This window comes from Lentzea flava (assembly GCF_014648475.1).
Taxonomy (GTDB): domain Bacteria; phylum Actinomycetota; class Actinomycetes; order Mycobacteriales; family Pseudonocardiaceae; genus Lentzea; species Lentzea flava.
On sequence record NZ_BMRE01000020.1, the window covers coordinates 35,902 to 54,603 of the forward strand.

General features: G+C 69.5%; 17 protein-coding genes and 1 other RNA gene. 11 read left to right on the plus strand and 7 right to left on the minus strand.

Going from position 1 to position 18,702, the window contains the following annotated elements; genetic code table 11:
* Positions 1-6: 6 nt before the first annotated feature.
* Positions 7-834 (plus strand): amidohydrolase family protein, encoded by an 828-nt coding sequence (locus IEZ09_RS22820; protein ID WP_189255775.1) that lies wholly within the window; start codon positions 7-9, stop codon positions 832-834.
* On the opposite strand, the gene IEZ09_RS22825 is transcribed toward IEZ09_RS22820, so the two are convergent.
* Both IEZ09_RS22825 and IEZ09_RS22830 read right to left on the minus strand, forming a co-directional pair.
* Positions 819-1,460: a response regulator transcription factor gene (locus tag IEZ09_RS22825; RefSeq protein WP_189255776.1), complete on the minus strand. Its 642-nt coding sequence runs from the start codon at positions 1,458-1,460 to the stop codon at positions 819-821. The two genes, IEZ09_RS22820 and IEZ09_RS22825, sit on opposite strands and share 16 nt — an antisense overlap.
* Positions 1,448-2,686 (minus strand): sensor histidine kinase, encoded by a 1,239-nt coding sequence (locus IEZ09_RS22830; RefSeq protein ID WP_370467745.1) that lies wholly within the window; start codon positions 2,684-2,686, stop codon positions 1,448-1,450. Before IEZ09_RS22830 ends, IEZ09_RS22825 begins: the two co-directional genes overlap by 13 nt.
* 121 nt (positions 2,687-2,807) lie before the next feature.
* Here IEZ09_RS22830 and ssrA point away from each other — a divergent pair.
* From ssrA to IEZ09_RS22850, 4 genes are all read left to right on the plus strand, one after another.
* Positions 2,808-3,180, plus strand: a transfer-messenger RNA (tmRNA) gene (ssrA, locus tag IEZ09_RS22835).
* A gap of 391 nt (positions 3,181-3,571) precedes the next feature.
* The gene (locus IEZ09_RS22840; RefSeq protein WP_189255778.1) at positions 3,572-4,447 is read left to right on the plus strand and encodes a L,D-transpeptidase family protein; all 876 of its coding nucleotides are present in this window, start codon (positions 3,572-3,574) and stop codon (positions 4,445-4,447) included.
* A gap of 22 nt (positions 4,448-4,469) precedes the next feature.
* The gene (locus IEZ09_RS22845) at positions 4,470-5,426 is read left to right on the plus strand and encodes a GlxA family transcriptional regulator (protein WP_189255779.1); all 957 of its coding nucleotides are present in this window, start codon (positions 4,470-4,472) and stop codon (positions 5,424-5,426) included.
* 71 nt (positions 5,427-5,497) lie between these two features.
* Positions 5,498-6,136, plus strand: a complete 639-nt coding sequence (locus tag IEZ09_RS22850) for an HD domain-containing protein (RefSeq protein WP_189255780.1) — start codon at positions 5,498-5,500, stop codon at positions 6,134-6,136.
* Here IEZ09_RS22850 and IEZ09_RS22855 read toward each other — a convergent pair.
* On the minus strand, positions 6,111-7,034 hold the full coding sequence (locus IEZ09_RS22855; protein WP_229812853.1) for a saccharopine dehydrogenase family protein: 924 nt from the start codon (positions 7,032-7,034) through the stop codon (positions 6,111-6,113). The genes IEZ09_RS22850 and IEZ09_RS22855 overlap by 26 nt on opposite strands.
* Positions 7,035-7,087: 53 nt before the next feature.
* On the opposite strand from IEZ09_RS22855, the gene IEZ09_RS22860 reads away from it, so the two are divergent.
* Genes IEZ09_RS22860 through menC form a run of 4 tightly spaced genes read left to right on the plus strand, consistent with a single transcriptional unit; the run spans position 7,088 to position 11,270 of the window.
* Positions 7,088-8,032: a GlxA family transcriptional regulator gene (locus IEZ09_RS22860; protein ID WP_189255860.1), complete on the plus strand. Its 945-nt coding sequence runs from the start codon at positions 7,088-7,090 to the stop codon at positions 8,030-8,032.
* 28 nt (positions 8,033-8,060) lie between these two features.
* Entirely contained in the window at positions 8,061-9,473 is a 1,413-nt protein-coding gene (locus IEZ09_RS22865) for an amino acid permease (RefSeq protein ID WP_189255782.1), read from the plus strand.
* Positions 9,463-10,170 carry a hypothetical protein gene (locus IEZ09_RS22870; protein WP_229812854.1) on the plus strand — a complete coding sequence of 236 codons (708 nt, stop codon included), beginning with the start codon at positions 9,463-9,465 and terminating at the stop codon, positions 10,168-10,170. The genes IEZ09_RS22865 and IEZ09_RS22870 overlap by 11 nt, the downstream gene beginning before the upstream one ends.
* The gene (gene menC / locus IEZ09_RS22875) at positions 10,167-11,270 is read left to right on the plus strand and encodes an o-succinylbenzoate synthase (protein ID WP_189255784.1); all 1,104 of its coding nucleotides are present in this window, start codon (positions 10,167-10,169) and stop codon (positions 11,268-11,270) included. Before IEZ09_RS22870 ends, menC begins: the two co-directional genes overlap by 4 nt.
* Here the strand turns inward: menC and IEZ09_RS22880 are convergent.
* Genes IEZ09_RS22880 through hrpB form a run of 4 tightly spaced genes read right to left on the minus strand, consistent with a single transcriptional unit; the run spans position 11,255 to position 16,794 of the window.
* Positions 11,255-11,857, minus strand: coding sequence for an HD domain-containing protein (locus tag IEZ09_RS22880; RefSeq protein WP_189255785.1), 603 nt, complete (start codon positions 11,855-11,857; stop codon positions 11,255-11,257). The genes menC and IEZ09_RS22880 overlap by 16 nt on opposite strands.
* On the minus strand, positions 11,854-12,936 hold the full coding sequence (locus IEZ09_RS22885) for a macrolide family glycosyltransferase (RefSeq protein WP_189255786.1): 1,083 nt from the start codon (positions 12,934-12,936) through the stop codon (positions 11,854-11,856). Before IEZ09_RS22885 ends, IEZ09_RS22880 begins: the two co-directional genes overlap by 4 nt.
* Before the next feature lie 25 nt (positions 12,937-12,961).
* Positions 12,962-14,530: a GMC oxidoreductase gene (locus IEZ09_RS22890; RefSeq protein WP_189255787.1), complete on the minus strand. Its 1,569-nt coding sequence runs from the start codon at positions 14,528-14,530 to the stop codon at positions 12,962-12,964.
* On the minus strand, positions 14,527-16,794 hold the full coding sequence (gene hrpB, locus IEZ09_RS22895) for an ATP-dependent helicase HrpB (protein ID WP_189255788.1): 2,268 nt from the start codon (positions 16,792-16,794) through the stop codon (positions 14,527-14,529). Before hrpB ends, IEZ09_RS22890 begins: the two co-directional genes overlap by 4 nt.
* A 44-nt stretch (positions 16,795-16,838) precedes the next feature.
* On the opposite strand from hrpB, the gene IEZ09_RS22900 reads away from it, so the two are divergent.
* Together IEZ09_RS22900 and IEZ09_RS22905 are read left to right on the plus strand one after the other, a co-directional pair.
* On the plus strand, positions 16,839-17,882 hold the full coding sequence (locus tag IEZ09_RS22900) for a glycosyltransferase family 2 protein (RefSeq protein WP_189255789.1): 1,044 nt from the start codon (positions 16,839-16,841) through the stop codon (positions 17,880-17,882).
* Positions 17,851-18,684: a GNAT family N-acetyltransferase gene (locus IEZ09_RS22905; RefSeq protein WP_229812855.1), complete on the plus strand. Its 834-nt coding sequence runs from the start codon at positions 17,851-17,853 to the stop codon at positions 18,682-18,684. The genes IEZ09_RS22900 and IEZ09_RS22905 overlap by 32 nt, the downstream gene beginning before the upstream one ends.
* Positions 18,685-18,702 lie beyond the last annotated feature (18 nt).

The window sequence follows — 18,702 nt, forward strand, 5'->3', positions numbered from 1 at the left end:
TTGCTGATGGCGTTGGTGGACATCCACGTTCATTTCATGCCGCAGAACGTCCTGGACAAGGTCTGGGCCTACTTCGACCGCGTCCGCGAGGCAGGCGTCGACTGGTTCATCCAGTACCGCACCGACGAGAACGCCCGGCTCACCGCACTGCGGGAGCTGGGCGTCGTCGCGTTCGCGCCGCTCGTGTACCCGCACAAGCCGGGCATGGCGGAATGGCTGAACGAGTGGGCGGCCGACTTCGCCGCACGTGTCCCGGAAGCCGTGCAGACCGGCACCTTCTACGCCGAGCCCGGCGCCGACGCGTACGTGCGCAATGCGTTGGAGGCCGGTGCGCGGTGCTTCAAGTCGCACGTCCAGGTCGGCGCCTACGACCCGCGTGACGAGCTCCTGGACGGCGTCTGGGGTCAGCTCGCCGAGGCAGGCGTGCCGGTGGTCGTGCACGGCGGCGACGGGCCGATTCCGGGGGAGCACACCGGGCTCGGCGTCTTCGAAGGGGTGTTGAAGCGGCATCCGTCGTTGACCGCGGTGATCGCCCACGCCGGAATGCCCGACTATTCGGGCGCGCTGGATCTGGTTGAGCGCTATCGGAACGTGCACGTCGACACAACGATGGTCGGTGTTCCGTTCAGCGAGCAGATGGCGCCGCTGCCTGCCGAATGGCGGTCACGGGTCGCCGGGCTCGCGGACCGGGTCGTGCTCGGCACCGACTTCCCGAACATCCCGTACCCCTACGAGGTGCAGCTCGACGCGATCCGCTCGTGGGGCCTGGACGCCGCCGCCGAGCAGGCGGTCCTGCACGACAACGGCGCCCGGCTGCTTCAGCTGTCCAGGTAGGCGAGCACGGCGCGCACCCTGCGGTGCTCCGAGTTCGACGGTTCCAGGCCGAGCTTCGCGAAGATGTTGCCGACGTGCTTCTCCACGGCGCCGTCGGACACGACGAGCGTGGCGGCGATGGCGGTGTTGGACAGTCCCTGCGCCATCAGCCCGAGCACCTCGCGTTCGCGGGGCGTCAGCGAGTCGACGGGGCTCTTCTTGCTGCGCACCATGAGCTGTGTGATCACCTCGTGGTCGATGCTCGTGCCGCCGTCGGCGACCCTGCGCACCGCGTCGACGAACTCCTTGACGTCCGCCACCCGCTCCTTGAGCAGGTAGCCGACCCCGCTGGCACCGCCCGCGAGCAGCTCCACGGCGTAGCGCTCCTCGACGTACTGCGACAGCACCAGCACCGGCAGCCCTGGGTAGCGGCGGCGGCACTCGATGGCGGCCCGCAGGCCCTCGTCGGTGAACGTCGGGGGCATCCGCACGTCCACCACGCACAGGTCCGGCCTGTGCTCGGTCACGGCGTCCAGCAGCCCGTCGCCGTTCTCCACCGCCGCAACGGTTTCGATGCCCTCGTCGGCGAGCAACCGCTGCACGCCCTCCCTCAGCAGCACCGAGTCCTCGGCGATCACCACGCGCACGGCAACTCCGCTCGAATCACGGTCGGCCCGCCGGGCGGGCTGACGACGACAACCACACCGTCGATCGTGGCAGCCCGGTCGGCCAGCCCGGCGAGCCCGCCGCCCGGCTTCAGCTCGGCGCCGCCCTGACCGTTGTCGGTGACCTCGACCAGCACCCCCGTCTCGACCCGGTTGACCTTCACGGTCGCCCTGGTGGCGTTGGAGTGCTTGGTGATGTTCGTGAGCGCCTCGCCGACGGTGAAGTACGCGGCGCTCTCCACCGCTGTCGGTGGCCGCGGCTCGACGCTCACCTGCAGCTCGACTTCGATCGGGACGCGCGCGGCCAGCGCGGACAGCGCCGCGTCGAGGCCGCGGTCGCCGAGCACGGACGGGTAGATGCCCCTGGCCAGGTCGCGCAGTTCCTTGATGGCGAGCTTCGCGTCGGCGTGCGCCTCGGCGATGAGCGCGGCGGCACCTTCCGGGTCCGTGTCCAATTTGGACTTGGCCCGGCCCAGCCCCATGGCCACCGCGACAAGTCGTTGCTGCGCGCCGTCGTGCAGGTCGCGTTCGATGCGCCGGCGCTCCGCCTCGGCCGCCTCGACGCCGCGGGCCCGGCTCGACTGCAGCCGCTCCGCCTCGATCGCCAGCTCGTCGGCCCGCGTCGGCCCGAGCATGGCGCGGGCGAACCTGCCGTGCATCGCGCCCAGCCACTTCGTGCCCATGACCGCGAACGGGATCAGCGCCAGCCCGATCACCGCAACCGGCAGCGCCGAGTAGAACGAGTCGATCGTCCAGACCTCGCCCACGACGACCGCGAACGGCGCCTCGCCGATCCAGAACGGCACACCTGCGAACGCGGCCACGACCGCCCACATGGTGATGAACGAGGCGAACTCCAACGCACCCAGCGGCACGAGCAGCGCCAGGTAACCGAGGTCACGCCACGTGGCGGGGTCGGTGAACTGGTGCTTCCACTTCTGCAGCGGCGAGCCGTCGATCTTCGGGCGGTACGGCTTGGGGATGTCCGTGCGCAACGCCACGCGCACCCACGCCCGCTCCAGCGACGCGCCAGCGCGCCCGGCGTTCATCGCGAGCCACATGATCGGGAAGCCGATCCAGAGGAGTGAGGTCGCGAGCCCGACCGCGGTGAGCACGAAGGTGAGGGTGAACCAGAAGATGCCGGTCACCAGGTGGGTCAGCAGGTAGAACCCGGCTGCGAGCGCGTTCGGTTTCCTCATGCCGTCCATCGTGCAGTTCCCGCTGGTCAGGGACCATCTGGCTAGCTATGCGGTCCGGGGTGGGGACAGCCCTACCTGCCTCGGGAAGAACTCGGTGGCCGCCATCGTTATGCTATGCGTACCACTACAAGGGGGTGAACGGTTTCGACTGTGGACGTTGATTCAGGGGAAGCGTGCCGGTGCAGGCGAGAGACCACCGCAAGCGTCATCGCAAACCAATAAGCGCCGAGTCCAACGACCAGCGCGCGTTCGCTCTCGCCGCCTGAGGCGAGTAGCAACGCTGTCGGCCTAGGAGTGCCTTCGGCCTAGAGTCCGGCATCAGCTAGAGGGCTTACCAGCAGTCCCGGTCGCGGGGGCTGTTCGGGAAACTCACAGCGACTGGGCCCGTCACACCAGCTTGTTCGCGTGACTGGTGGGGCCGAGCAGAGACACAGCGGACTGCGCACGGAGAAGCCCTGATGAGGCGCCATAGGACCCGGGTTCGATTCCCGGCACCTCCACTCGGCCGAAGTATGCTCAGTGGCCCCCCTTTCGGGGGCCACTTTCGCCGGCTCGTTCCGGGTGTTTATCTGGGGGCGACCCCCAGACCCCCGAGCCGTTCGGGCGCTGTGCGCCCTCACGATCATCGCGTAAGCCAATCCCGTCGGATCCCCCTGGGCGTTTGGGCCGGGGGGATTTCGCTGTGTGGGGGCTGGCCGTGGGGATTCTCTGGGGGTTTGGGCTGGGGCTTTTGGTTTTCGTGGCGCGCTGCACCTTTGCCGGTCTAGCTGGGCGTTGCGGCGAATGGGCTAGTGCGCGGGGGTGGGGGCGGGGTTGGCACACTCTGCCGGCCTGCTGGTTTCGGTGGTCAGCGGTGGTCGGTTTCGTCGTGGAGAGAGCGGTATGGTCCGGCGCTTGGCCCAGGTTCCCGTGCTGGTTCGGGTTTTGTGTCCCGTGGTGGCGGCGGTGGTTGTCGCGGTGCTGGTCGTGGCGGCCGGTCGGGAGGCTCCGCAGGCCGCTCCTGTCGGTGCTTCGGAGGTGCTGGGGGCCGTGTCCACCTCGACGACGACGGTCAGTTCGGCTGCGGAGTCGGTGTCCAGTGCTGTGCCGACCACCACGTCGGTCAGCAGTGCGGCCAAGTCCGCTTCGAGTTCTTCGGTGCCGCGGCCTGCGGCTGTGACCGCGCCCGCGAAGACGGAGGCTCGGGTTGAGGCGCCGTGGTTCGCCGGCCGGGTGGGCGGCGCGACGCAGGTGATCTCGGTGGTCGGGGCGGGCGGTTCGAGCGCGACGTTGTCGACGTGGCAGAAGTCGGGGAATGACTGGGCACAGGTGATCGGCGGGGTTGCGGCCAAGGTCGGGTCGCCCGGGATCTCCGGGTCGTACGGGGAGTCGTCGTCGGCGACGCCGGCCGGGGTGTTCGGGATCACCGGTGCGTTCGGCCGGCAGGCCGATCCCGGGGCTGGGGTGTCGTACTTCCAGCTCGACAGCTCGGACTGGTGGGTCAGTGACGTCAACAGTCCTGACTACAACACGCATCAGCGGTGTGCTCGGGGGACGTGTCCGTTCAACGAGAGCACGTCGGAGAACTTGATCGAGCACGGCGCTGTGTACGACTACGCGCTGGTGATGGGGGTCAACTCGCAGCGTGTTCCCGGGGCGGGCAGTGCGTTCTTCGTGCACGTCACGAACGGGGCGCCCACTGCGGGCTGTGTGGCGGTTCCGGCCGGCACGCTCGTGTCGATCATGCGGTGGGTTCGGCCGGGCACGGTGATCGCGCTGTCGCCGCGCTGAGCAACCCGTGCGAGGCTGAGTCGTGAGCGCCGGCCGGGAGATCGTCTTCGTTCTGTTCGACGGGATGAAGATGCTGGACGTCACGGGGCCCGCCGAGGTGTTCTCGGAGGCCAACCTGGTCGGGGGCGACTACTCGATCCGTTACGTCGCGGCGTCCGGCGAGCCGGTCATGACCTCGGTGGGGATCAGGCTTCCGGTCGACGGCACTCCTGACGACGTCGTCGCCGCGGACACGGTGATCGTTTCCGGTGGGGACGTGCTCGTGCAGCGCGTGGTGCCGGCCGACCTCGTTGCCGCGATTCGCGTTCTCCGAGGTCGTACGCGGCGGTTGGTGTCGATCTGCACCGGATCGTTCGCGCTGGCCGCGGCCGGGGTGTTGAGCGGGCGGAGGGCCACCACGCACTGGCGTGTCGCGGACAGGCTGGCTCGGGGTCATCCGGACGTGCTCGTGGAGCCTGACGCGCTGTTCGTCGAGGACGGCGGTGTCTTCACCTCTGCCGGGGTGTCGGCCGGGATGGACCTGGCGCTGGCGCTGGTCGAGCAGGATCACGGGGCTGACCTGGCGCGCACGGTGGCGCGGCGGCTGGTGATGTTCATGCAGCGGCCCGGTGGGCAGTCGCAGTTCTCCGCGCCGTTGGAGGTACGGAGGCCTCGCACACCGGCTTTGCGCGAGGTGGTGGACCTGGTGTCGGCGCAGCCCGCGTTGGACCACAGTGCGCGGACGCTGGCCGCGCGGGTGGGGGTCAGTTCGCGGCATCTCGCCCGGTTGTTCGTCAGCGAGCTGGGCGTGACGCCGGCGCGGTTCGTGGAGCAGGTCCGGCTGGATCACGCCAAGGCGCTGCTGGACGCCGGGTTCGGGGTGGCGCAGGCGGCACGGGAGGCCGGGTTCGGCAGCTCCGAGACGATGCGGCGGGTCTTCGTGGCCCGGTTCGGGGCGTCGCCGAGCGAGTACCGGGCTCGGTTCGGCAGCACGGGGTGATGTCCACATCTGTGGGCTGGTGGTCCTGTTTGACAGTGGGCGCGTGCGGTCTGGCGGCCAACCATGGAGCCATGGCTGAAGTCATCGCTGGTGTGCAGATTCCCGACACGGAGCTGGTGCGGGCGGCGACGTCGCTCGTGCGCAAGGTCGCCGACGACACGCTGTTCCACCACTCGCGGCGGGTGTTCCTGTGGGGGTCGTTGAAGGCTGCGGCGCGCGGGCTGGAGGTCGATCCGGAACTGGCCTACGTGGGCGGCCTCTTCCACGACCTCGGGCTGACGCGGTTCTACGCGTCGAAGGACCTGAGGTTCGAGATCGACGGGGCGGAGGCCGCGCGGACGTTCCTGCTCGAGCACGGCCGGTCGGAGGAGGAAGCGCGCACGGTGTGGCTGGCGATCGCGCTGCACACGACGCCGGAGGTGCCGATGCACCTGGCACCCGAGGTGGCCGCGGTGGCGCTGGGCGTGAAGACCGACGTGCTGGGCATCGGCCTGGACGAGCTCACCGAGCAGCAGCGGGCGGAGGTGGTGGCCGCACATCCCCGGCCGGACTTCAAGAACCGCATCCTGAGGGCGTTCTACGACGGCATGGCCCATCGGCCGAACACCACCTACGGGACGATGAACGACGACGTCCTCGCGCACTTCGACCCGACCTTCAGGCGGACGGACTTCGTGGAGCTGATCAAGGGCAGCGCCTGGCCGGAATGACGCCGGACACCGAGTCCAGGAAGTCGGCGGCGTCGAACATCGCACCCGCGGAGGCGACGCCGTTGACCTTGAAACGGCCGGTGAGCAGGCGTTCTACCGCTTCTACGGCCAGAGGCGCGCTCACGGCGTAGATGTCGCGGCCGACGGCGGTCATCCGGCGTTCCTCAGTGCCTCGGCGCACGCGCACGTCCACCTCGAACGTCTCTGGCTCCTGCCGTTCTGCGGCTTCGTGGAGGCCTTGGGCCGCGGTGGTTGTCATGTAGGAGGTCACCGACGGGATCTCCAGGTGGCTGGGAACCGTGACGATGTCCGCCATCGAGAACTCGCCGATGACCTGGCGCGGGCCGCTGGGGAACTCCCACTCCAGCGTCGGCGGGGTGTCGTCGTGGTACTGCAACGAGCCGTCGCGGAAGCGGACGCGGTGGCCTGCCCGGCGTTCGCGGGAGACGGCGCCGGCGGTGAGCGTGCCCGCGGTGGGCTGCCAGCCGGACAGGCCGTAGGCGATGTGGGCGGAGTCGGCGGTGGTCCAGCCGGCCATCGCGGCGGTGACCAGCAGGTCGGCCAGGCCGCCGAAGAACGCCATCGCGGGCACGACGGGGATCGTGGCGCCTCGGGCGAACGTGTCGGCGTTGGCTTCGATTTCGGCCGCCACGTCCACGTACGGGATGCCCGCGCGTTCGGCCGCGGAGATCAGCGGGAGGGCGGTGATGGCGAACGGGCCTGCGGTGTTGATCACGGCGGAGGCACCGGTCAGGGCTCGGTCCAGGGCGGCAGGGCTGTCGGGCGTTGCCTGGGCGCGGCCGAACGGGAGGGGTTCGAAGCCGCGCTTCGCCAGTTCCGCCACGACGAAGCGGCCTGTGGTTCCCGAAGCGCCGTACACCGCGATCTTGTGTCCCATGTGGACCATCAAAGCTGCGGAGCGGGAAACGAACTAGTGTCTGGAACGACATGATGCGTACAGTTTCGGACATGCTCGCGTTCGCCGTGACCGACGGGATGCTGCACTTCGAGCTGACCGCGACCTACGAGATCTTCACCGCACCGCAGCTCGACTACGAGGTCAAGATCTGCGGCGACCGGCCGGTGCGCGTCGGCAGGTTCACGCTGGAGCCGGACCTGGCCCTGCACCAGCTCGAACGGGCGGGGACCGTGATCGTGCCCGCTGTCGCGGACGTGGATGAGCCGATCGACGAGGCCTTGGTCGAGGCACTGCGCAATGCCCACGACAAGGGTGCGCGGATCGTGTCGCTCTGCACGGGCGCATTCGTGCTCGCGGAGGCCGGGCTGCTCGACGGGCTCAGGGCCACCACGCACTGGGCGCACACGGACGTGCTCGCTCAGCGGTATCCGCGGGTCGAGGTCGACCCGGACGTGCTCTACGTCGACAACGGGCAGGTGCTGACCAGTGCGGGCAAGGCAGCGGCGATCGATCTGAGCCTGCACCTGATTCGGAGCGATCACGGGACGGCGACGGCCAACACGGCGGCGCGCCGGCTCGTCGTGCCGCCGCATCGGGATGGTGGGCAGGCGCAGTTCGTGCTCGCGCCCGTGCCGTCGGAGGACGGGCATCCGCTGACCGAGCTGTTCGGCTGGGCGAGTGCGCGGCTTGATCAGGCGCTGACGGTGGAGGACCTGGCGCGCCAGGCGAACATGAGCTCGCGGCACCTCGCCCGGCTCTTCAAGGCCGTGACGGGCACCACGCCGTTGCAGTGGCTGCACACGCAGCGGATCCGGCGCGCGCAGGAGTTGCTGGAGATGACCGACGACAGCGTGGACCAGATCGCCGAGGCTTCCGGCATGGGGACGGCCACGACGTTGCGGAGGCACTTCCACCGAACGGTCGGTGTGCCACCGGACACATACCGCCGCACGTTCCGGCCGATCGGTGGCAGGTAGGTCAGCCGGCTGACGTTATGTTGGCCTGATGAGCAACGAACAGCGCGTCGGGGCGCGGGTGTTGCGGCGCAAGCCGATCGACCAGCTGACCCACCCTGGCAGCGACCTCAAGCGCAGCCTCGGTGTCGGCCACCTCACGATGATCAGCATTGGCGCCACGCTCGGCACCGGCATCTTCGTCGTGCTGGGGCAGGCGGTGCCGCTGGCCGGTCCCGCGATCGTGGTGTCGTTCGTGCTCGCCGGCATCACAGCGTTGTTCTCCGCGCTGTCGTACGCCGAACTCGCGGGCCTCATCCCGGCGTCGGGCTCCTCGTACTCCTACACCTACGCCACGCTCGGCGAGATCGTCGCGTGGGTTTGCGGCTGGTGTCTTGTGCTGGAGTACGGGGTGTCGGTCGCCGCCGTCGCGGTCGGGTGGGGGCAGTACGTCAACGAGCTGCTGCATCTCGTGACAGGGCTGAGGATTCCGGACGCGCTGAGCCAGCCGCCAGGTGCGGGCGGGATCGTCAACATCCCCGCCGTGCTGGTCGTGGTCATCTCGATGCTCGTGCTGCTGGGCGGTGCCAAGGGCAGTGCGCGCACGAACACGATCCTGGTGTGGGTGAAGGTCGGCGCGTTGCTGATGTTCTGCGTGGTGGCGTTCACCGCGTTCAAGGCGGGCAACCTGCAGCCGTTGTTCCCGCTGGGGCTCGCGGGGATGAGTGCCGGCGCGGCGACGTTGTTCTTCTCCTACATCGGGTTCGACGCCGCGTCGACCGCCGGTGAGGAGGCGAAGAACCCGCAGCGCGACCTGCCGCGCGCGATCATCCTGTCGCTGGTCGTGATCACGGCGCTGTACTGCGCGGTCGCGCTGGCCGCTGTGGGTGCGATGCCGTGGCAGTCGTTCGAGGGCACCGAGGCCGCGTTGAGCCGGGTGCTGACGGACAACGTCAGCGGTGCGATCTGGCCGATCCTGCTGTCGATCGGTGCTGTCGTCGCGACGACCAGCGTTGTGCTGACCGTCCTCTACGGACAGACGCGGATCCTGTACGCCATGTCCCGCGACGGGTTGGTGCCGTCGATCTTCGCGAAGCTGAGCCCGCGCACCGGCGTGCCGTTCGCGAACACGGTCGTCGTCGGCCTGTTCATCGCTGTGCTCGCCGCGTTGGTGCCGCTGGGTTCCCTGGCCGACGCGACCAGCATCGGCACGCTCTTCGCGTTCGCGCTGGTCAACGTCGCGGTGATCATCCTGCGGCGCACCGAACCCGACCGGCAGCGCAGCTTCCGGGTGCCGTTCTCGCCGGTCACGCCGTTGCTGGGGCTGGCGTTCTGCGTCTACATGATGTTCAGCCTCGGACTCGACACGTGGATCGCGTTCCTCGCGTGGATGGTCCTCGGGTTCGTCATCTACTTCGGGTACAGCGTGAGGAAGGCTCGCCTTGCGGTTCCAAGTGATCTCTGACGTCCCCGGCATCGCCCGCGTCGCCGCGTACTACGCCGAGGTCTGGCAGACGACCGAGGACGTGCTGTCGACGGAGACGTTGCACTGCATCCGGCACGCGGGCGGCGCGACCATCGGGGCGTTCGACGGTGACGAGCTGGTCGGGGCGACGACCGGGCTGTTCTGCCCGGACGGGTCGGTGTACTCGATGATCGCGGCCGCGCGGCCCGGCGTCGGGCACCCGTTGAAGCTCGCGCAGAAGGACTGGGCCGTGGGGCTCGGTGCGAAGTCGATGCGCTGGACCTACGACCCGCTGGTGTCGCGCAACGCCCGGTTCAACCTGGTCAAGCTCGGCGCGGTCGTCACCGAGTACACAGTGGACTTCTACGGCCCGATGCGTGACGGCGTGAACGACGGTGACGAGAGTGATCGCCTCACGGTGCAGTGGGATCTCACCAGCGAGCGCGAGACCCACGAGTCGGTGCCACAGGGCGACGTCACACTGACCGCGCCGGACGGGGAACCGCTGGCGCGCACGGACGGCGAGCGGATCTGGTGCCGGGTGCCGCGCGACATCGTGCAGGTGCGCAAGGAGTCCGCCGCGCTGGCCAGGCGGTGGCGGGAGGCGGTGCGCGGGGTGTTCGTCGAGGCTTTCGAGCAGGGGTACGTGGCGACGTCGATGTCCCGTGAGGGCTGGTACGAACTGGAGCGCCGGTGAAGATCGAACGCGTTGAGCTGCTGCACGTCGCGATTCCGCTGGTGTCAGCGTTCCGCACGTCGTTCGGGACGATGACGACCAAGGACACGTTCCTGCTGCGAGTCGTCACGGACGCCGCGGAGGGCTGGGCGGAGTTCGCGGCCGACCCGGAACCGCTGTACTGCTCGGAGTTCGTCGGTGCCGCGGAACTGGTGCTGGCCCAGCACCTCGTGCCCCGCGTGACGCCTGAGGTCACGGCCGCGGAAGTCCAGCCGAGGACACACGCGATCAAGGGGCACAAGCTCGCCAAGGCCGCGCTGGAGACCGCGATCCTGGACGCCGAGCTGCGGTCGTACGGGATGCCGATCGGGACGTTCCTGGGCGCCACGACCGATCGTGTGCCCGCCGGTGTCTCGGTCGGGATCAAGAACTCGATCCCCGAGCTGATCGGCGACGTCGAGGGCTACCTCGCCGAGGGGTACGCCCGGATCAAGCTCAAGATCGAGCCGGGCTGGGACGTCGAACCGGTGCGGGCCGTGCGCGAACGGTTCGGCGACGTCCTGCTGCAGGTCGACGCGAACACCGCGTACACGCTGGCCGACGCCGACCACCTGCGCAGGCTCGACGAGTTCGGCCTGCTGCTGATGGAACAGCCGCTGGAAGAGGACGACATCCGCGGGCACGCTCTGCTGGCGCAACGGATCCGCACGCCGATCTGCCTCGACGAGTCGATCACGTCGGCCAGGGACGCGGCGACCGCGATCGCGCTGGACGCGTGCCGGGTGATCAACATCAAGCCCGCGCGGGTCGGCGGTTACCTGGAGGCGAGGAGGATCCACGACGTCGCCGTGGCGCACGGGATCCCGGTGTGGTGCGGCGGAATGCTGGAGACCGGCATCGGGCGCGGGCCGAACCTCGCGCTGGCCGCGTTGCCCGGCTTCGTGCTGCCCGGCGACGTGTCGGCGTCACGGCGGTACTTCGCGGAGGACCTCACCGAGCCGTTCGAGCTGCGGGACGGCTTCATGCACGTGCCGACCGGCCCCGGCATCGGCGTCGAGCCGATCCCCGAGACGCTGCGGCGCTTCACCACCGCGACGAAGGTGCTCTACGCCAGGGACTGAAGCTCGCGGGCGAGATTGAGCCGCGCGGCGGTGTCCCACAGCTGCCGCGCGGGCTCGGTCACGAACAGGGTGTCGCGGTCGAGCAGGGTTTTCAGCACGCGGGCACGGCCGGCGCGCCACGTAGCGTCGTCGTACTGCGAGTACTCCTGGCGCACGGCCAGGCTGTAGCGGTCGTAGTGCGCCGGTTCCGAACCGAGGATCGCGAGGTCGGCGTCGAGCAGCACGTGCGCGAGCGGGTCGTCGGACGAGTGCGTGATCGTGGCCAGCACCAGCGATTCCACGCGGGCGATGTGCTCCTCTTCCAGCCCTGCCAGGCGTTCCCGCGCCCAGGCCGCCGACGCGCGCTCGTCGTCGCCGGGTTTGCCGTCGTAGATCACGTCGTGCGCGCAGGCGGCCAGCGCGAGGATCGCCCGTTCCTCCACCGAGAACGCGAACGCGTCGGCCAGCGCCGACGAGTCGCGGACGACGGACACCACGTGGAAGGTGTTGTGGTACGCCCGATGCGGCTCGGCGTAGCGTTCGACCAGATCACCCGCGTCCGGCGTGCCGCCGAGCGCGCGGACCGCGTCGTCCCAGATGCGTTTCACCGCGCCAGTTCCTCCTCGACGACGTCCGCGGCGGCCGCGCTGCCGCCCGCTCGCTGAATCATCCGCTGCATGTCCTTGACCCGCGCGGCAATCGCGGAATCCGACGCCAGCTGGCTCACCAGCGAGCGCACGCCGTCCTCGGTCACGGTGTCGAGCAGCACGCCGAGCCCGAGCTCCTCGACCTGCTGGCCGTTGATCCGCTGGTCGGCCATGTGCGGCACGACGATCATCGGAACGCCGTGGTGCAGCGCCTCCATCACCCCGCTCATGCCACCGCGCGTGATGAACACGCTCGCGTGCTCCAGGACGGCGAGCTGCGGGACGTCGTCGTGCACCTCGACGTTCGGCGCGGGGTGGCGAACGCTGCCCTTCGCGACGAGGTGCCACGGCATTCCGCGCGCCGCGTCCGCGCACGTCTGCACGCCTGTCGTCGCGAGCACCACGGGTTTGTCACCGGGCGGAGTCCACGTGCCCTGGAACCTCCGCTCGGTCAGGCACGGGCCGGTGAAGGCGAACCGCTGGTCGAACGTGTCGCCTTCCGGCTGGAACTCCCTGGGGAAGAAGGCGATCCGGCGGCGTGCGCTCGCGACGAACTCCGGCAGCGAGCAGCCGACGAAAGCCTGGACCCTGGTGAAGAACCGGATCGCAGCGGTGCCGAACGTCCGCGCCGGCACGACGGCGGTGCCGAGCGACCAGCGCGAGTTGCTGGTCAGGAAGCTCTCCAGCAGCAGGTTCGGCACGCCCTGCCCGCGGGCGATCACACCGCCCGCCCAGGCCGCGATGTCCCACAGCACGATGTCGGGAGGGTCCGCACGGAACACCGGTTCCAGCTGGGGCAGCACCGCCTCGGCCTCGGTGAGCGCGAGCTGGGCCGCGTCGTAGAGCGATGCGGGCAGCTGACCCGGCAGCGTGGTGGTGCAGGGAATCGCGGTGGCGCCGCACTCGGTCACGGCCGCGGTGAACGCCGCCGGGACCGGGCAGCTCACCCGGTGGCCGCGGCGCACGAGCTCCGCGATCAGCCCGAGCGCCGGCAGGACGTGGCCGCGCTCGGGCATGAGGAAGATCGCGATGTGCGCCATAGCTGAGATTAACGTTGTTCGTTTCCTAATGGTTCAGATCGGTCGCGGTGATTCGACTCAAGTTCCGTTCCGCGAGGGCTGTGATCGTGACGAACGGGTTGGCGCCGATCGAACCCGGGATCAACGAGCCGTCCGTGACGTAGAGGTTCTTGTGGCCCTTGACCCGGCCAAACGCGTCGGTGGCCCGGCCGAGCGGGCAGCCGCCCAGCGGGTGATAGGTGAAGTCGTCCGAGAAGACTTTCCCGATTCCGAACAGGTCCGCGCGATATGTAGTGAGGTTTGTTCGGTTGATCTCGTCGAACACGTCCTTCACCGCGCGGATCGACGGCTTCATCTGCTCACGCCGCCAGTCGAGCGTGATGCCGTCGGTGGCGCGGTCGTAGTGGAACGTGCCGCGCTCGGGGTTCTTCGTGATCGCCAGGTACAGCGAGGCGAGGGTCTCGACGCCCGCGGGAACCGGGGCGATCTCGGCGAACACCTTCCTGTCCCGCCAGGCGTCGATCGCGAGCACTGGCATGCCGGACTGCTGGAAGCCGCCGAGCATCGTGCGAGCGGTCATCACGTTGCCGTTGGGCCCCCAGCCGCTGCCGATCTCCTCGCTGAGTCCTGGCAGGTCGCCGGTGTCGCGGGCGCGCAGCAGGAGTTCGGTGGTGCCGAGGCTGCCCGCGCCGAGGAACAGGTGGCGGCAGCCGATCTCCTTGGTGCGCAGGAGTTTTCCGAACGGGTCGCGTTGCTCGACGGTGAGCAGGTAGGTGCCGTCCGGCTGCTGGCGGATGCGCTTGACGTGGTGCAACGTCCTGATCGTGACGTTGCCGGTCTTGAGCGCGTCGGCGAGATAGGTCTTGTCCAGGCTCATCTTGCCGTGGTTGTTGCCGTAGATGACCTCGCCCGCCAGCGCCGACTTCGGTTTGGTGCCACGGGCTTCGCCTTCCATGTGGGCGAAGTCGTAGACGTTCGGGATGACCTGCGTGTCGTAGCCGGCGTTCGCCGCGTGGCGTCGTGCGGTGCGGGCGTACTGGTACCAGCTCGTCGACTCGAGGAACGCGCTGCGGATCGTGTTGACCCGCAGCGTCTTGGTGGCCAGTGGGAAGAACCTGCCGTACATCTCGTCGGCGTCGACCTCCGGCAGGACCTCCTCGAAGTACTCGCGCCTCGGCGTGACGGCCATGCCGCCGTTGACCAGCGAGCCGCCGCCGACGCCGCGGCCCAGGTACACCGACATCTCCTGGAAGTGGACCTTGTCGAGCACGCCCGCGTAGCGCTGGATCGGGCGGTTCACGACCGGCAGGCCGAAGAGGGTCTCGAGTGGTGCCTCCGTGCAGTCCTTGAACCACATCGCGCGGCGATCCGGGTTCAGCATCGAGCAGAAGACCTTGCCGTCGCGGGCCGGCTGGTCCCAGAGCTGCCCCATCTCCAGCATCGTCGTCCTGATGCCCTTTTCGCCCAGCCGCAACGCGGCGACGGCGGCTCCGTAGCCGGTGCCGATCACGACGGCTTCGGAGTGGTCGGCTTCGGCTTTCGCCGTGCCGATCGTGGTCATGCCCAGCGCCGCCATCCCCAGAAAGCCGCGGCGAGATACCTGAAAACCCCTCATGTGCCCTTACTGTAGGGCCGTTCGGGCCAGTGGTGCTTGGGATACCTGCCCTTCAACTCGCTGCGCACCCGCAGGTAACCGTTGCGCCAGAAGGACCGGAGATCGCTGGTCACGGCGGCAGGACGGCCCGCTGGGGAGAGCAGGTGCACGACCACCGGAACTCCCGCGATCTTCGGCGTGTCGGCCCACTTCATCGCGTCCTGGATGCGGACGTGCAGCGCGGGTTCGTCCTGCGTGTAGTCGACCTTGCCCTGGCCGATGCGTTCCGGCGCGAGCTTGTCGAACTCGGCCCCCTCCGGCCACGGCAGCATGCTCCGCAGCAGCGCCACCGTGTCGATCTTGGCCAGGTCGGAGCGCTTCTTCGCCTTGCCCAGGTCGATCGCGCGGATCAGGCTCTCGTCGTCGACGCTCGGCCAGTCGCGGGTGCGGTGCAGGAACGCCATGCGCTCGCGCAAGCGTTTGGCGGCGTCGGTCCACTTGAGCAGGCCGAGGCCCTCCTGTTCGAGGCCCATGCGCAGGGCCTGCTGGGACTTGGCCAGGTCGTTCAGCGGCCGCTCGTCGAGGGTGATCGCGCCCAGCTTGCGGACCTCGTTGGCGATGACGTCGCCGTTCCAGCGGATGTCGTCCTCGGTGTGCACCAGGGCCTTCGCCGCGGTGACGGCGAGCTCTTCGTCGGCGGGGGCGGCGAGGCGGATGCGGCCGTGTTTGCTGCCCGGTTCGCGGTCGGCGATCGCGACCGCCAGCCATTGGGAGTGCGAGTCGGTGTGCTCGACGGCCGTGCCGTTGGCCATCAGGTAGACGTTGCTGTTCTTGGACCTGCGCTTCGCCAGCCGTTCCGGGTAGGCGAGGGCGACGACGAGCGCGGGGTCGCCGTTGCCGTGGGGATTGCTGCCGAGCTTCTCCAGCTTCTTGGCTTCCTGGCGCCACTTGCCCGGCGACTTCAGCGCGGTCGCGAGGTCGTTCGTGGCGGGGTGCGAGCTGTCGTCGAGCAGGGCCACGACTTCGGCGGCCGTGCGGTTGCCGGCGAGTTCGCTGCCGTCGATGAGCGCGCGGCCGAGTCTCGGGTGCAGACCGAGGCTCGCGATGCGGTCGCGGCGGTCCGGGTCGAGCGCGCCGATGGCGTCGAGGGTTTCCCTGGCGGCTTTCAGCGCGCCCTCCGGTGGGGCGTCCCACCAGCTCAGGCCCGTGCCGTCCGGGGTGCCCCAGACAGCGAGCTCCAGGGCGAGCCTGGTCAGGTCGGCCGTGCGGATCTCGGGTTCCGGGTAGCGGGGGAGCGTCGAGTGCTCGTGCTCGGGCCAGCAGCGGTAGACGCGGCCCGGCGCCTCGCGTCCGGCTCGTCCGGCGCGCTGGTCCGCCACGGCCTGGGAGACGCGGATCGTCGCGAGTCCGGCGAGGCCGCGGCGGTGGTCGACCCTCGGGACGCGGGCGAGGCCGGCGTCGACGACGGCCCGGACGCCGGGCACGGTGAGGCTGGACTCCGCGATGCTCGTCGCCAGCACGACGCGTTGGTGCTTGCCCGGTTTCAGGGCCGCGTCCTGGGTCCTGGCGCTGAGCTGGCCGTGCAGGATCACGGTTTCGGCGTTGAGCAGGCTCGCGGTCCGGTTGATCTCCCGGACGCCCGGCAGGAACGCGAGCACGTCGCCGTCCACTTCGGACAGTGCTCTGTTGATGGCTCGCGCGACCGTGTTCTCGATGTGCTCGTTGCGCACGGGTGGGACGTAGGTGATCTCGGTTTTGTACGTCCGCGCTTCAGTGTGCAGGACCGGGGCGTTGAGCAGGTCGGAGAGCCGTTGTGCGGCAACGGTCGCGCTGGTCGCGAGGAGCCTGAGGTCGGGGCGCAGGCCCGCTTTGGCGTCCAGGAGGAGCGCGAGCAGCAGGTCGGCGTCGAGGTGGCGTTCGTGGCACTCGTCGAGCAGGACGGTGCCGACGCCTTTCAGCTCCTGGTCGTGCTGGAGCCTGCGGACCAGCAAGCCGCTGGTCACGACCTCGATTCTGGTGTGCTTGCTCGTCTTGCGGTCGCCTCTGACCGAATAGCCGACCGTGTGGCCCACGGGTTCGTCCAGGAGGCTCGCCATGCGTGCGGCGGCGGCTCGGGCGGCGATGCGGCGGGGTTCGGCCACGATCACCTTGCCCTGCAGCGCCAGCGGGACGAGCGTGGTCTTGCCGGTGCCCGGCGGGGCGACGAGCACGGCGGACCCGTGGTCGTCGAGGGTTTTGAGAAGTTCCGGGAGAACGGACTTCACCGGGAGATCGGGCAGGTGCACACCGTTGAGTGTGTCAGGGTGGAGTCATGGGGATGATGGGCGTGGTGTCTGTCGCACTTTCTGGGGCGCTGTCGGTGGTGCGGTCCGCGCGGACCATCGGGCAGTGGAAGCACGTGCCAGCGGTGTCGTCTTCGTCGAAGGCCGCATCGGTGCTGGCTGTCGTGCCTGCTCGCAACGAGGAAGCCGCGTTGCCGTCGTTGCTGTCCGGGTTGGTCGGTCAGCCGGGTGTGCGCGTTGTGGTCGTGGACGACGCCTCTGAGGACGCGACGGCCGCGGTCGCCCGGTCGCACGGGGCTGAGGTGATCCAGTCGTCCGGGCCGCCCGCGGGGTGGGCGGGCAAGGTCGCGGCGATGCACCTGGGCGTGGGTGCTGCTCAAGACGAGGAATGGCTGCTGTTCCTGGACGCGGACGTGACGTGCACGCCCGACCTGGCCGGGCGGCTGGTGGCTTCTGCCGCCGAGCTGGGTGCGGACCTCGTGTCGTCGTCGGCGCGCGGAGACGGAGTGGCGTGGTGGTTCCTGCTGCCCGCGTTCAACACGCTGGTGTTCGAGGGATCGCCGCCGGACGGTCGTGGCGTGACCGCGCTCGGAGTGGGGCACTGCATCCTGGTGCGGCGATCGGTGTTCCTCGCCGCCGGTGGCTGGGAGGCGCTGGCCGAGACGCACGCGGACGACGTCGGGCTGGCGACGTTGATCAGGGACTCCGGCGGGGTCGTGCGTTTCATCGACGCGACTTCGCTGCTGACCACCTCGGGGCTGGATTCGTTCGGCGACACGTGGCGGTCGTTGCGCAAGAGCATCCAGCCGTCGATGCGGGAGATGTTCGGGCCGTGGGGGCGCGTGTTGCTGGTGGCCGCCGGGTTGCTGCATCTCGCGTACGGGCTGATTCCGGTGCTGCGGTGGCGGTCGCCGTGGTCGTGGCTGGCGTGGTTCGCGCAGGCCGTGTCGCACCGCGAGTTCGTGCGGCGGGTCGGTGCGCCGGAGGTCTCTGCCGTGCTGGCGCCGCTGTCGTGGGCGACCATCGGGGTGTTCCTGCTGGACTGCGCGCTGCGTCCCGGTGCCGAGTGGAAAGGCCGTCGAGTTGGTTGACCCGTTGCGCGACCCGGACGACCCGGAGCTGCTGGACCCGTACCAGGCACGATCGCTCGCGATCCTGGTCGAGGGGGCACGGCTCGCGTCCGGTGCGGTCCGCTACGGCAAGGTCGGCAGGGTCGGGTGCGCGGCGGTGGTGATCAACCGGGAGAACCCGCTCCCGTCCGGCAACTTCGGCTGCGCGCTGGACGGGTCGTCGGTCGAGGTCGCGTCGACGTTGCTGCAGCTCGAGCAGACGTTCGCGGACGTGGGGCGCGCCGAGGCGGTGGTGTACGCGTCGCCGACGACCGTGGACGAGATCGAGGGCATCGCCGACGACTCCGGCTGGTACGCGGTCGAGGAGCTCTTGACCGTGGTTCATCGCGGGCCTGCTTCAGTGGCACCCGAGGTCAGGCGGGCTGTCGACGCGGACCTGCCGGGGATCGTCGAGCTGCTGTCGGACGAACTGGTCGGCAACCGGGACCGGCTGGCGCGGTGGCTCGGGCATCGGCTCGACGATCCGCGGTGCCTGGTGCTGGTGGTGGACGACGGCGATCGGATCGGTGGGTTCGCGTCGGGGTTCGCCGAACGCGGTGTGGGATTGGTCGAGCAGTGCGTCGTGCGTCCGGCGCGGCGGCGTCGTGGCGTTGGACGGTCGTTGGTGGTGTCTGCTGCTGCGGCCTTGCGTTCTGGTGGCGCTGCCTTGGTCGCGTCGCAGGTCGACGAGGGGCCGGGGGAGCGGTTCGCCGAGGCGTGCGGGTTCGTCGCGGCGTATCCCGTGACGGCATATGTACGCAGAGTGGATGAGCTGCTCGACTGAGTTATTTAGTTGCCGCGT